At 67.2% G+C, this 13714-nt stretch carries 13 protein-coding genes; 4 read left to right on the top strand and 9 right to left on the bottom strand.

The genetic code is table 11. From position 1 onward, the window contains the following. Positions 1-94 precede the first annotated feature (94 nt). Both CEX88_RS18795 and CEX88_RS18790 read left to right on the top strand, forming a co-directional pair. Positions 95-1159: a M23 family metallopeptidase gene (locus CEX88_RS18795; RefSeq protein ID WP_094294622.1), complete on the top strand. Its 1065-nt coding sequence runs from the start codon at positions 95-97 to the stop codon at positions 1157-1159. 9 nt (positions 1160-1168) lie between these two features. Beyond that, a complete protein-coding gene (locus CEX88_RS18790) occupies positions 1169-1822 on the top strand; it encodes a hypothetical protein (protein ID WP_369829760.1) in 654 nt (217 codons plus the stop codon). Here the strand turns inward: CEX88_RS18790 and pcrA are convergent. Beyond that, positions 1819-4149: a DNA helicase PcrA gene (gene pcrA / locus CEX88_RS18785; RefSeq protein WP_094294645.1), complete on the bottom strand. Its 2331-nt coding sequence runs from the start codon at positions 4147-4149 to the stop codon at positions 1819-1821. The genes CEX88_RS18790 and pcrA overlap by 4 nt on opposite strands. Positions 4150-4374: 225 nt before the next feature. Between pcrA and CEX88_RS18780 the strand changes: the two genes are divergently transcribed. Beyond that, the gene (locus CEX88_RS18780; RefSeq protein ID WP_274381124.1) at positions 4375-4695 is read left to right on the top strand and encodes a chorismate mutase; all 321 of its coding nucleotides are present in this window, start codon (positions 4375-4377) and stop codon (positions 4693-4695) included. Positions 4696-4759: 64 nt separating this feature from the next. Here CEX88_RS18780 and CEX88_RS18775 read toward each other — a convergent pair whose 3' ends face one another. After that, complete coding sequence (locus CEX88_RS18775) at positions 4760-6760, bottom strand: acyltransferase family protein (protein ID WP_420799231.1); 2001 nt, start codon at positions 6758-6760, stop codon at positions 4760-4762. A gap of 58 nt (positions 6761-6818) precedes the next feature. Further along, positions 6819-8267 carry an NAD-dependent succinate-semialdehyde dehydrogenase gene (locus CEX88_RS18770; protein WP_094294620.1) on the bottom strand — a complete coding sequence of 483 codons (1449 nt, stop codon included), beginning with the start codon at positions 8265-8267 and terminating at the stop codon, positions 6819-6821. A gap of 48 nt (positions 8268-8315) precedes the next feature. On the opposite strand from CEX88_RS18770, the gene pgi reads away from it, so the two are divergent. Continuing rightward, on the top strand, positions 8316-9983 hold the full coding sequence (pgi, locus tag CEX88_RS18765) for a glucose-6-phosphate isomerase (RefSeq protein WP_094294643.1): 1668 nt from the start codon (positions 8316-8318) through the stop codon (positions 9981-9983). 1 nt (position 9984) lies between these two features. Here the strand turns inward: pgi and CEX88_RS18760 are convergent, their stop codons facing one another. The 6 genes from CEX88_RS18760 to CEX88_RS18735 form a co-directional block, all read right to left on the bottom strand. Beyond that, positions 9985-10350, bottom strand: coding sequence for a hypothetical protein (locus tag CEX88_RS18760; RefSeq protein ID WP_064399493.1), 366 nt, complete (start codon positions 10348-10350; stop codon positions 9985-9987). Between the two features lie 57 nt (positions 10351-10407). Further along, positions 10408-10953: a hypothetical protein gene (locus CEX88_RS18755; RefSeq protein WP_094294619.1), complete on the bottom strand. Its 546-nt coding sequence runs from the start codon at positions 10951-10953 to the stop codon at positions 10408-10410. After that, a complete protein-coding gene (locus CEX88_RS18750) occupies positions 10928-11239 on the bottom strand; it encodes a helix-turn-helix transcriptional regulator (RefSeq protein WP_082962156.1) in 312 nt (103 codons plus the stop codon). Before CEX88_RS18750 ends, CEX88_RS18755 begins: the two co-directional genes overlap by 26 nt. Before the next feature lie 215 nt (positions 11240-11454). After that, on the bottom strand, positions 11455-11832 hold the full coding sequence (locus CEX88_RS18745) for a hypothetical protein (RefSeq protein ID WP_094294618.1): 378 nt from the start codon (positions 11830-11832) through the stop codon (positions 11455-11457). A gap of 68 nt (positions 11833-11900) precedes the next feature. Then, positions 11901-12890 (bottom strand): NAD-dependent epimerase/dehydratase family protein, encoded by a 990-nt coding sequence (locus CEX88_RS18740; protein ID WP_094294617.1) that lies wholly within the window; start codon positions 12888-12890, stop codon positions 11901-11903. Between the two features lie 62 nt (positions 12891-12952). Further along, complete coding sequence (locus CEX88_RS18735) at positions 12953-13702, bottom strand: SDR family oxidoreductase (RefSeq protein ID WP_094294616.1); 750 nt, start codon at positions 13700-13702, stop codon at positions 12953-12955. Positions 13703-13714: the final 12 nt, after the last annotated feature.

Here is a 13714-nt window from a genome sequence, read left to right as displayed (position 1 = left end):
CGTCGCGAGTTGGTTAACGTGCCTCTGGTCTCGATAACGCTTTGGTCACGACAGGCAATCCCGCAGGCTTCTCGACAGGCAAGGACACCCCAGGTTGGCTTCGCACCGTTCGTCCGGATCTCATCGCAGATCGTCGACGAACCGGCAAATCAACCGCCGTGCAAGCGAATCCCCCGCCGAAGTCACCGACATCATCCCGTTCAACGAGTTCGGCGATCTCGCTGACATCGACTTCCGCGAGAACAGCGCGTTCGACCGCGAAGCCCAGGTCATCCATGCCCCCGAACTCGATGACCTGACCGACACCGACGACCTCGTCCCGCTGCGTCTCGCCGTGCCGTCGGAGTTCCAGTCCGGAGCCCGGTCTGGTGCAAGGCACGCGCGCCGCTCGCACGCCTACCGCGACAGCCACACCGACACCAGCGACGGCATGGACGCGACCGACGTCATCCGCATCGGCAGCCGCACGCCTGCGCACCGCAAGCAGGAAGTGCCCGTCAAGGGCCGGCTGATGGTCGCCGCGATGGCCGTCGGCGCCACCGCCGCGGGCGCGTACTCGATGGCCAATGCGGCCCACGAGAAGTCCTCGGAGGCCGTCCTGGCCGTCGGCCAGTCCACGATGGCCAACCCGGTGAGCGAGACGTCAGGCGGTATGCAGGTGGTCGCCGTGACACCGGCCGCCAGCTCGGCAATGCACACCGAGGAGATCCAGAAGGCGGCCGCATTCGCCCAGGAGCGCGCCGAGCGCGAAGCCCGGCTGCAGCGGCCGATGTTCGTCACGCCCACCACCGGCGTGTGGACGTCGGGCTTCGGTTACCGCTGGGGCGCACTGCACGGCGGCATCGACATCGCGAACTCCATCGGCACGCCGGTGCTCGCCGCCTCCGACGGCGTGGTCATCTCGGCCGGGCCGTATGCCGGTTACGGCAACATGGTCAAGGTCCGCCACTCCGACGGCACGGTGACGCTCTACGGTCACCTCAGCTCGTGGTCGGTGAGTGTCGGCCAGCGGGTCTGGGCGGGTGACCAGATCGCCAAGATGGGCAACACCGGCAACTCGACCGGCCCGCACCTGCACTTCGAGGTGCACCTGAACGGCACCGACCGCGTGGACCCCGTGGGCTGGTTGGCCAAACGCGGCCTGTCGTTCGGCAACTAGTCTGGCTGAGTGGCCAGCGACGACGATTCCGATCTGACACGCCAATCACCCCACTCCCCGTCGAGCGCGGAAACGGGCATCATTCGTCGTCACCCATCCGGTGAGATTCCGACCGGCCAGGATCCGCAGACAAGCATCATCCGGCGCCATCCGACCGGCTCGATTCCGATCGCCGGCCCGCCGACGCAGATGGCGGACGGAGGCGCCACGCAGCTGTCCGACCGCGCCGCGCCCGAAACGGCCTACATACCGCGCGCCCGCCCGGTCGCTGTCTCCCCGACGGGATCGCCGCCGGCCAACCCGAAGACCGCGATCGCCACCGCGGTCGGCAGCATCCTGACCGGATGGGCCACCGCAGTCATCGCCACCGATCTGATCACCGGCTGGTGGCGCACCGACCAATTGTTCTGCGTCGCGGTCGGCTTCCTGACCGCGATCTCGGCGGCCGCCCTCATCGCCGGGCTGATCGGACTGCTGTTGCGCCGATGGGTGAGCCGCCTGCTGGTCATGGTGGGGTCGATGGTGGCACTGCTGATCTTCTCCAGCCTGTTCGTGGCCGGGGCCAAACTACCCGCCGTGGTGTATGCGATCCCGGTGTTGCCGCTGGCGACGATCGTGCTCGCCGCGCTGCCCGCCACCGGACGCTGGGAACGCTCCGGTTAGAGCTTGCTGATCGGTGCGTGGTTGTGCATCAGCTTGACCCGACCGGAGCTGCCGAAGTCGATCAGCGACATCGCCGACTCGCCGACGCCGCTCACCTCTTCCACCCGGCCCAACCCGTACTTGTCGTGCGTGACCCGGTCGCCGGGCTCGAGCACCAGCAGCGGGCGCTTGCCCGCACCGGACCGCGTGGGCGACGGCCGCGGTGACCCGAAGCGTCCCGCGCCGCTGGCGGGTGCGCTGAACGACGGTGTCGGGTCGGTGCGCCGCCAGTCGATCAGGTGTTGCGGAATCTCCTTGAGGAAGCGCGATTCCGGGTTCAGCATCGGTTGGCCCCATGACGAGCGGACCTTGGCTCGGCTCAGGTAGAGCCGCTGGCGGGCGCGGGTGATGCCGACGTAGGCCAACCGGCGCTCCTCGGACAGCTCGGCGGGATCGCCCAGCGCCCGCATGTGCGGGAACATGCCGTCCTCCCACCCGGTCACGAAGACGACAGGGAACTCGAGGCCCTTGGCGGTGTGCAGCGTCATCATCGTCACGACGCCCGCGCCGTGCTCGGGAAGCTCGTCGGCGTCGGCAACCAGTGAGACCCGTTCCAGGAACTGGGCCAGAACGCCGGTGTCGGGGATGTCCTCGTCCAGCTGCTCATCGTCGGCAAGCGCCTGCGCGTTGGCCAGGTCGGTGCTGAATTCGTGTGCGACGCTGACCAACTCGTTGAGGTTGTCCAGCCGCGCGAGATCCTGCGGATCGCTCGACGACTCGAGTTCGGCGCGATACCCGGTGCGGTCGAGCACCGCCTCGACCAACTCGCCGAGCTCACCGTCGAGGCGGCCGCGCAGATCGTCGAGCATCTCCACGAACGCCGAGATGCACTTCTCCGCACGGGTGTTGAGCATCGGCACCTTGCCCTCGGCAGCCGCCTGCAGGGCGTCGTTGAAGCTCAGGCCGGTGTTCTCGGCATACACAGCGACGCAGGCTTCGGCGCGGTCGCCGATGCCGCGGCGCGGAGTGTTCAGGATCCGACGCATGCTCACCGAGTCGCCGGGGTTGTCCAGCACTCGCAGGTACGCGACGATGTCGCGGATCTCCCTGCGTTCGTAGAACCGAACTCCGCCAACGACCTTGTAGGGGATGCCCGCACGGATGAACACCTCTTCGAGCGCGCGCGAGGAGTTGTTGGTGCGGTAGAACACCGCGACATCTGAGTAACTGCCACCGTCGTCGACAAGCGCGTCGATCTCCTGGGCGACGAACCGCGCCTCGTCGTGCTCGTTGTCTGCGACGTAGCCGACGATCAGCTCGCCCTCCCCCTCGTCGGTCCACAGCCGCTTCTCGCGGCGGCCGGCGTTGCGGGAGATCACCGCGTTCGCGGCGTTGAGGATGTTCTGCGTGGAGCGGTAATTCTGTTCCAGCAGAATGGTTGTCGCGTTCGGGTAGTCGCGTTCGAAATCCTCGATGTTGCGGATCGTCGCACCGCGGAACGCGTAGATCGACTGGTCTGCGTCGCCCACCACACACAGTTCGGCCGGCGGCACCCCGGCTGGATCATCTTGCGAGGCGGCCGTCCCCACGAGTTCCCGCACCAGCACATACTGGGCGTGGTTGGTGTCCTGGTACTCGTCGACGAGGATGTGCCGGAACCGCCGCCGGTAGTACTGGGCGATCTGTGGAAACGCTTGCAGCACAGCGACCGTCTCGCCGATCAGGTCGTCGAAGTCGAGCGCGTTGGCCGCGCGCAGGCGGCGCTGGTACTCGGCGTAGACCTCGGCGATGATGCCGGGCAGTTCCTCGCCCGCCTCCGAGGCCTCGGCCGCCGCCTGCTCCGGGCCGACCAACTCGTTCTTGTGGTTGGAGATGGCGTTGGACAGCAGCCGCGGCGAATACCGCTTGGTGTCCAGGCCCATGTCCTTGCCGATCATCAGCAGCAGGCGACGGGAGTCGTCGGCGTCGTAAATCGAGAAGTTCGAATTGAGGCCCTTGATCAGGGAGGCCTGGTTACGCAGGATGCGCACGCAGGTGGAGTGAAACGTCGACACCCACATGGCGCGGGCGCGGGGCCCGACCAGGCCCACCACCCGCTCGCGCATCTCGGCGGCGGCCTTGTTGGTGAACGTGATGGCCAGCACCTGCCCGACGCCGACGTCGCGGGCGGCCAGCAGATAGGCGATCCTGCGGGTGAGCACGGCGGTCTTGCCCGAGCCGGCACCAGCGACGATGAGCAGCGGCGAGCCCTCGTGCAGGACGGCCCGGCGCTGCTGCGGGTTGAGCCCCTCGAGCAGTTGGTCGGATTCGGTGGCACCGTTGGGTGCGATCAGGTTCGGTGCGCTCATGTCGGTATCGAACTTACCGCCGCGCAGGGACACGACCGCGGTCGAACCGCGCATCAACCCAGCGGTCGAACCGCGCATCGAATTCAGCGGTCGAGCCGCGCATCGGCCCGCGCCCGAACCGCGCATCGGCCCGCGGCCGAACTTCACACGGCTTTGCGCTGGCGCAGCGTTTGGTGGCACACTTTGTCCCGTGCTCAGCAAACAGCGATTCATCTACGGGTACCGATCCGCGGCGCCCGTGGGCTCGCTGCTTCCCGAGAGCTCCACGAGGCGGTGACACCCATGACGACCGGAACTGAGACTGTGCCCGATATCGATAACCTGCGCCGGGAGATCGACCGGCTGGACGCCGAAATTCTCGCTGCCGTGAAGCGCCGCACCGAGGTGTCGAAGTTGATCGGTCAGGCGAGGATGGCCTCCGGCGGAACCCGCCTGGTTCACAGCCGCGAGATGAAGGTGATCGAGCGCTACAGCGAACTCGGCCCCGACGGCAAAGACCTCGCAATGCTGTTGCTGCGGCTGGGCCGCGGCCGCCTCGGCCACTGACCTCCCGGGTGATTTCGGTGTAGTTGGTTACGGTGAGCGCGACTGTCGACACCGAAATCGCCGGTCAACGCAGCGCGTCGGTCAGCCACGGCGTCAACCATTCGACCGCCTCCGGCGTGGGATGCACGCCGTCGCTGCGGATGCGGATGCCGTCGATCCAGTTGGTGTAGCCGCCGTTCGGGCCGAGCTTGCGGTTCAGGTCGAGCACGGTGACGTTCGAGCGGTACTTGACGGCGCTGCGCAGCAACGCGTTCCAGTCGTCGACCCGATCTGGATCGTCCTCCGGGTACAGGCTGCCGTCGCGTTTCTCGGCGCGGCGGTTGTAGGGCTCGGTCGTGACGACGACGCGCGCGCCGGTCGAGGACAGGATGTCGAGCGCGCGGTTGAGCTCGGCGCGCAGGTACGCGTCATACGTCGATTCGCCGATGTGGGTCCAGCGGCCTTCGTTCATCCGGTCGACGACTTCCCACCGGCCCACGATCAGCAGCACCACGTCGGGCCGGTCGTGCTTGACCCGCTCCGACCACCTGCTCGGCCACGTGTCGCAGGCGGGCTTCTGGTTCAGCGTCTGGCCGACGTAGCGATACGGTCCGCCGCGCGCGATGCCGCATCCGATCGTCGTATAGTCGGTGAACCTCAGACCCGGTGTGTCCGGCAGGTAGCGCATCAACGTCCAGGCCACCGAGTCGCCGAACACCGCGACGGTCCTGGTGTTCGGATCGCGGTCGGCGCTCCGCTCCACGGGGATCGGCACCTCCGGCGCCACCAGCGCCGCGGAGTCGATGCTCGGGTCCTCCATCGGCGGTCCTGACGGCACGCCGACCGGCAGCACGGTCATCGTGATCACCGCGGCGGTGGCGGCCGTCGCACCGGCCAACGGCAGCATCGGCACGATCACCGGCCGCCAGCGCCGGATAGGTTGTTCGAGCAACCACCACGACAGCGTCGCGATCGCCAGCGTCGCCGCACACCGCATCGCGAACAGCGACCAGCCGGACCACCCGGTGCGCTCGCCGTTGATCGCCAGGAAGATCGGCCAGTGCCACAGGTAGACGCCGTAGGAGATCGCGCCCAGCCACACCAGCGGCCGCCACGCCAGCACCCGCGCGACCGGTCCTTCCTGATCCATCGCCGCCGCACCGATCACGCAGGCGGCGGCGAGCGCGACGATGATCAACAGGCCGTTTCGGAAGTCCCCGGCACTGCCGGTCGCCATGTGCACCGCGAACCCCAGGACGACGACACCGACGACGGACACCGCGCGGGCGACCCCACGCAGCCATCGGGTCCTGATCACCGGCCCGGCCAGCGTCACGGTGGTCCAGTCGCGCACCAGCAGGGCGGCCGCCGCAGCGCCGACGAGCAGTGCCTGCGCGCGGGTGTCGGTGCCGAAGTAGATCCGGTTCAGCGTCCCGTCGTCGATCAACAGAATCGCCGCCGCCGCCGAGGCGATCGCCCCCGCGGCGGCGACCCCCAGAACCGCCCATCGCAGATGGGTCGGGTTGCGACGACAGAAGACGAACGCGACGGCGATCAGCACCAGCGGCCAGAGCAGGTAGTACTGCTCCTCGACCCCCAACGACCAGGTGTGCTGCAGCGGCGAAGGTGGTGCGCCCTGGGAGAAGTAATCGGTGCGCTGGACGACGAACGCCCAGTTGGCCACCCAGAAGAACGACGCGACGGCGTCGTCGCGCAGGTTGGCGATCGCCTCCGTGGAGAAGAACTCCCGCGCCGCCACCACCGCGAGCACCATCACCAGCAGGGCGGGCAACAGCCGCCGGGCGCGACGTATCCAGAAGTCGCGCAGCTGGATTCGACCGGTGCGTGCGTGCTCGTCGAGCAGCAGCGAGGTGATCAGGAAGCCGCTGAGCACGAAGAACACATCGACGCCGAGGAAGCCGCCGTCGACGCCGGGAATGCCGCCGTGGTCGGCGAGCACGAGGGCGACGGCGACGGCGCGGATGCCGTCGAGGGCGGGGATCTCGCCACGCCGATGCGCACGCGAGGAGGGATGTACTGACAGCGGGCGGCGATCAGCGGGCGCGACGGAGCGACGCGCATTCACTTGCGAAATCTTGCCCGTGCGAGCCGACGTGCCGCGGCAGGCGCGGCGGCGTGTCGAACTACTTCGTCAGCGCGATGTATTTCACCTCGAGGTACTCCTCGATGCCCTCGAACCCGCCCTCGCGCCCGAAGCCGGACTCCTTGACGCCGCCGAACGGCGCGGCTGGGTCGGAGACCACGCCGCGGTTGATGCCGACGATGCCGGACTCGAGGCTTTCGGCGACGCGCAGCGCGCGGTCCAGCGACTGGGTGTAGATGTAGGCGGCCAGCCCGTACTCGGTGTTGTTGGCCGCGGCGACGCCCTCCTCCTCGGTGTCGAAACCGGTGATCGGCGCGACGGGGCCGAACACCTCCTCGGAGAGGATGCGGGCGTCGGCGGGCACGTCGGCCAGCACCGTGGCCGGATAGAAGCTGCCGGGACCGTCAGGGGCGACGCCGCCGACCGCGACGGTTGCGCCCCGCGACACCGCGTCGGACACCAGATCCTCGACGGTGGCGACCTGCTTGGCGTTGATCAGCGGCCCGAGTGTGGCCGACTCGTCGATGCCCTTGCCGAGGGTGAACTCGCTCATCCGCTTGACCAGTTTGTCGGTGAACTCCGCGCGCACCGAGTTCGCGACGTGGAAACGGTTGGCCGCCGTGCACGCCTCGCCACCGTTGCGCATCTTGGCCAGGATGGCGCCCTCGACGGCGGCGTCGACGTCGGCGTCGTCGAATACCACGAACGGGGCGTTGCCGCCCAGTTCCATCGACGTGCGCAGCAGTTTGTCGGCCGACTGTTTGACCAGCGTTTTGCCCACCCCGGTCGAACCGGTGAAGGTCAGCTTGCGCAACCGGCCATCGTCGATCAGCGCGGCGGTGACGTCGCCGGCGTTCTTCGTCGGGAGCACTGACAGCACGCCCTTGGGCAGACCCGCCTCGTCCATCAGCTTGGCCAGCAACAGCATCGTCAGCGGCGTGTCCTGCGCGGGCTTGACGATCATCGTGCACCCGGCCGCGAACGCCGGGCCGATCTTGCGGGTGCCCATCGCCAGCGGAAAGTTCCACGGCGTGATCGCATAGCAGGGCCCGACCGGTTGTTTGGTGACAAGGACACGTCCGCTGCCCGCGGGGCTCTGGGTGTAACGGCCCGCGACTCGCACCGCTTCCTCGGCGAACCAGCGGAAGAACTCGGCGCCGTAGGTGACCTCGCCCATGCTCTCGCGCAGCACCTTGCCCATCTCGAGAGTCATCAGCGTCGCGATGTCCTCGGCGCGTTCGGTGATCTTCTCGAACACCGCGCGCAGGATCTCGCCGCGTTCGCGCGGGGCGGTGGCCGCCCACTCGGCCTGCACGGCGCACGCGGCGTCGAGCGCGGCGATCGCATCGTCGGCGGTCGCGTTGGCGACGGAGGCGATCACCGAGTCGTCGGACGGGTCGAGCACATCGAAGGTGGACGCGCTCTCGCGTTCCTCACCACCGATCCACAGTCCGGTGGGCACTGACGACAGCAGCTTCGCGGTATCCATAACTCTTCTGTACACCTTTGGCCATTTCGCCGCACTAGGGTCATGTTCATGAGTGCCGACTCCGACCAGATACCCGATATCACCGCGACTCCGGCGTGGCAGGCGTTGCAGCGGCATCACGGTGATATCGGTGCGAAACACCTGCGCGAGTTGTTCGCCGAGGATCCGGCCCGCGGCACCGAGCTCGCCATGACGGTCGGCGACCTCTACATCGACTACAGCAAGCATCGGGTCACGCGCGAGACGCTGAGCCTGCTGGTGGATTTGGCCCGCGCGGCGCGCTTGGAGCAGAAGCGTGACGCGATGTTCTCCGGCGTGCACATCAACACCTCCGAGGACCGCGCCGTCCTGCATACCGCCTTGCGGTTGCCGCGCGGTGCCCAACTGGTCGTCGACGGGCAGAACGTCGTCGCCGACGTGCACGAGGTGCTCGACAAGATGGGTGACTTCACCGACCGGTTGCGCAGCGGCGAGTGGACCGGCGCAACGGGCGAGGCGATCAAGACCGTCGTCAACATCGGCATCGGCGGGTCGGACCTCGGACCGGCGATGGTCACCCTCGCGTTACGGCACTATGCCGACGCGGGCATCTCGGCGCGGTTCGTCTCCAACGTCGACCCTGCCGATCTGGTCGCCACCCTCGACGGGCTCGACCCTGCGACAACGCTTTTCATCGTCGCGTCGAAGACGTTCTCGACGCTCGAGACGCTGACCAACGCGACGGCGGCGCGTCGCTGGCTGACCGATGCGCTCGGAAACGCCGCGGTGTCACGGCATTTCGTGGCGGTATCGACGAACAAGAAGCTGGTCGACGATTTCGGCATCAACACCGAGAACATGTTCGGATTCTGGGACTGGGTCGGCGGCCGGTATTCGGTCGACAGCGCGATCGGCTTGAGCGTGATGGCGGTGATCGGCCGCGAGCGGTTCGCCGAGTTCCTGTCCGGGTTCCACATCGTCGACGAGCACTTCCGCACCGCACCGCTGGAGTCCAACGTACCTGCGCTGCTCGGACTGATCGGGCTCTGGTACAACGAGTTCTTCGGCGCTGAAACCCGTGCGGTGCTGCCGTATTCGAATGACCTGGCCCGCTTCGCCGCCTATCTGCAGCAGCTGACGATGGAGTCGAACGGCAAGTCGGTGCGCGCCGACGGTACGCCGGTCACCACGAGCACCGGTGAGATCTTCTGGGGCGAACCGGGAACCAACGGCCAGCACGCGTTCTATCAACTGCTGCATCAGGGCACGCGTCTGGTGCCTTCCGACTTCATCGGCTTCTCACAGCCCACCGACGACCTGCCGACCGCCGATGGCAAGGGCAGCATGCACGACCTGTTGATGAGCAACTTCTTCGCCCAGACGCAGGTCCTCGCATTCGGCAAGACCGCCGAGGAGATCGCCGCCGAAGGCACTCCGCCGGATGTGGTGCCGCACAAGGTGATGCCGGGTAACCGGCCCAGCACGTCGATCCTCGCGACCCAGTTGACCCCGTCGGTGCTCGGACAGTTGATCGCACTCTACGAACACCAGGTGTTCACCGAGGGAGTCGTCTGGGGTATCGACTCGTTCGATCAGTGGGGTGTCGAACTCGGTAAGACTCAAGCCAAGGCGCTGCTCCCGGTCATCACCGCCGACGGCTCCCCCGCCGAACAGTCGGACTCCTCGACCGACGCGTTGGTGCGCCGGTACCGCAGCGAACGCGGACGATCCGCCTGACTCAGCGTGCCGCGCGGGCCTTCACGAAGGAGCGCACACCGGCGATCAAGTACACCAGCAGCAGAACGAACATGATGGTGCTCGTGATGACGGCTGCGGGTCGCTCGGCCGTGCCCGCGAACACCTCGCCAAGACCGAACACGTTGCGCAGCGCGCCGAGCGCGGCGAGCAGCGCGATCACCAGGGCGGCGTGCATTGCGATCTTGCGGGCTTGATCGGAGCGGCGCCCGATCAGGGCGGCGATGAGCAGGAGGATGCCGACGAAGGCCGGAATCAGGGCGGTGACGCTGACCGCCCCGCTGGCGAAGTACGCGATCACCCCTGTCGCGACGAGCAGTCCTCCGGTCCAGGTGGTCAGGGCGAGCATCGGGATCCTTTCTACGGCTGTCGCCGACTCTACCGACGCAGGGATTCTGAACGCGGTTCAGGCGTCGGGGTCCGGCCGGGACCAGCCCAGGATCATCGCCGGCGCGCAACCGCCGAACACCAGGACGGCCAACGACATCAGCGCGCCCGAGTAGGCCACGTCGGTGTCGGTGTCCTGCAGATAGATCGACGCGACGAGGAGGTAGCCGATCGGGATCAGCATCAGGTACTGGGTGATCGTCAGACCGATCGAGCGGGCACTGTTGCGCTGCTGCACCTCGTATTCGTCGAGTGCGGCCTCCGGGGCGTCGCCCTGCCTGCCAGACACGATCTGCAGCATCGTCCACAGCGGGAGGAAGACGATGCACACTCCCAGCCAGAGCAGGGGTGCCCACCGCAGTCCGAATGCGCTCAAGACGCTCACCGCGAACAGGAACGCGAACGTGATGGCCAAACCCACGACGAGAAGCCGCCGCCGGGACTGCGTGCGCCAGCCGGGAAGCAGATTCGCGTATGTGCGCTCTCTTTTGAGGAACCGCCGGGTGCGGGACTCCTGGTAGCGGTCGAGCAACGTGTGGTCAGCCTGCCGGGTCGACGGGGACATCTCGGTCTCCTCCTTGCGATCGGGTGTTCGTGCGGTAGAGCTCGGTGGACAACGGGGTGAACTCCGTTCGGGAGAACACCGCCTCGACGGGGAGACCGAAGACATCGCAGATCCGGAACGCCAGGTCCAGGCTCGGATAGTGGTCGCCACGTTCGAGCGCGCCGACCGTCTGCGGGTTCACGTCGATCAGCGCGGCGAGCTCGGCTCGGGTCATCCGACGCTCTGCGCGCAGGACACCGATGCGGTTGTGGATGGGGAGCGTTTTTCCCCTTTTCACCGGACTCACACAACACAGTGTTGGGAAAACCCAACAAAATGTCAAACCGTTGGAACGTGCCTAGCTACGCGAAGGTGCGGATTCATACGTGACACGCCCTCGGATGCGGAGGAAACCGCACGTTCGGCGTTGAAGCCCGGGTCCCTACAGAAAAGCAACGCGGCGCACGCTCAGCGAAGAGCGTGCGCCGCGTTGGCTGGGCGCTGGATGGAGCTGGCTAGTGGTTACGGGGCAGGGATGTTGATGCAGCCGACGTTCGGCAGGCAGCCGCTCGCGCCACCGGGGCCGGCTGTTCCGCCAGGTCCGTTCGGAGCCAGCGAGCCGCTTGCGCCGCCGGGTCCGGCCTTACCACCGGGGCCACCGGGGATCACACCGGCCGCACCGCCGCCATCAGCGGTGCCTTGCGGACCACCGGGAACGTTCACGTCAGCACCGCCACCGGGAGAGGCGTCGATGTTGCCGGTCACCGCACACGGGGTGCCGTCGGCATTCAGACACGGAGGAGGCGCCGGCTGCGCACCGGCCACCGGCGCGACTGCGAAGGCAACTGCCGCGGCGCCCGAGAACAACAGGGGCATCATCTTCGTCAGTTTCACGTTCATGTCCTGAGGGCTACCACGTCAGGGGTTTACTGAAACCTTCAAACTTTCTTCGCCGGATGAGGCACCGGTCACAGCCTTCCGACTCGTCTCAACCCGGAAACGGTGTCCGCCAGCGTTTCCTGGGGATCGCGGTACGAGATTCCCAGTTCGGTCTCGCTGGGCGAATCGTCAGACGACGGCATCTGCGTGTAGTACTGCATCGCCGCCGCGGTGACCGGCGCGTCGAAGGGCAGAAGCGGGCCCACGACGTCGACTACCTTTCCGATGTTGCGCAACAACGTATCCGGTACCGGGTACACCCGCAGCGACATGTTCGCCGCCTTCCCGATCATCGTCGCCAGGTCGGCGATCGGAACTCGCTTGCCGCCGGCCATATATCGGCGTGGTCCCTTGCCCGGCTCGAGTAACGCCGCATGCAACGCGGCCAGGTCTCGAACGTCGACCACGATCCACGCGGCACCGCGGCCCGGCACCCCACGCATCTGGACCGCGGCTTGAACACCTTCTGCCGCTTCACCGAACTGGTTGCCCGCCGGCGGCCCCAGCACCATGCCCGGGTACGTGATGCTCACCGGCGCACCCGCATCCTGGAGGCCTCGCGCGTACTTCTCCACCTCCGCTTTCGACTTCCCGTAGCCGTCGGACCCGCCCACCACCGGGAGGTCGGCATGGAGAACGCTGCAGTTGGGGTCGAACAACGCCGTGAAGCTGGAGACGTGGATGATCGGGTCGAGGCCACGTTCCGCAGCCACACCGAGCACGTTGTGGGCACCGTCGAGGTTGGTCCGCAGCATCTTGTCGGCCTGCCGAGGGTCCACTGAAACCATTGCCGCCGAGTGGATTACGGCGTCGCAACCATCCATCGCCGCGGCGGTCGACTCGGCGTCGGCGATGTCGCCTACGGCGTAGTCGTCGGTCGCGACGCCGATCTCCGCGGCGCTCGTCTTGAGCCGGGCCGGATCGCGGACCAGAAACCTCACCTGGTGACCCGCATCGGCCACCGCTTTCGCCGTCCACGCCCCGACAAACCCGGTACCCCCGGTCAACAGCACCCTCATAGATACCTCCTCTAGGAACTAGCGCTGCGGGTTCCCCCAAGCGCCAGCCTCTACACGGAGGCTCAGGCGAACGGCGTTGTCAGTTGCGGCGGCAGTACCCGCAGGACTTTGACCAGCGGGGCCCACGGCCACCACGGAACCGCCGCGCGCCCACTTTCGCGTTCGATCGCGGCGACCATTGCCCGCACGCCGGTTTCGTTGTCCACCATCAACGTCGTCGACTGCGATTTCGCCGTCATCTCGGACTCGATGTAACCGGGTTCGAGCACCGTGACCTTGATCGGCCCGTGCGCGTACTCCGCGCGCAAGGATTCCCCGAGCGACGACACGCCGGCCTTGCTGGCGGCGTAGGCGGCCTTGACGCCGGGCACGCCCTTGTTTCCGAGAACCGACGAAACCAGCACCAGGTGTCCGCTGCCGGCCTTCTTGAACATCTCGAGCGCGGTCTCGATTTGGACAAGTGCCGCAACGAGATTCGTTTCGATGGTGGCTTTGTTCGCCCACAGTTTGCCCGAGCCCAGCGGCGCACCCTTGCCCACGCCGGCATTGACGATGACGCGGTCGATGCCGCCGAGTTCATCGCTGAGCTCGGCGAACACCTTGGGCACCTGCTCGTGATCGGTGACGTCGAGGGCGGCGACAGCGACGTTGATCCCGCGATGCCGCTCGAGCAGCTCGGCTTTGAGTTCATCGAGTCGGTCGATGCGCCGGGCACACAACGCCAGGTCACGGCCCTTTGCGGCGAATGCGCGGGCCATCCCGGCGCCCAGCCCGGAGCTCGCACCGGTGATCAATATCTTCTGCCGAGTCACCCCGACAGACTA

Origin of the sequence: Mycobacterium neumannii, from assembly GCF_002245615.1 — a bacterium.
Taxonomy (GTDB): domain Bacteria; phylum Actinomycetota; class Actinomycetes; order Mycobacteriales; family Mycobacteriaceae; genus Mycobacterium; species Mycobacterium neumannii_A.
The sequence above is the reverse complement of the archived record's forward strand: the minus strand, read 5'-3'. Positions and strand labels throughout refer to the sequence as shown.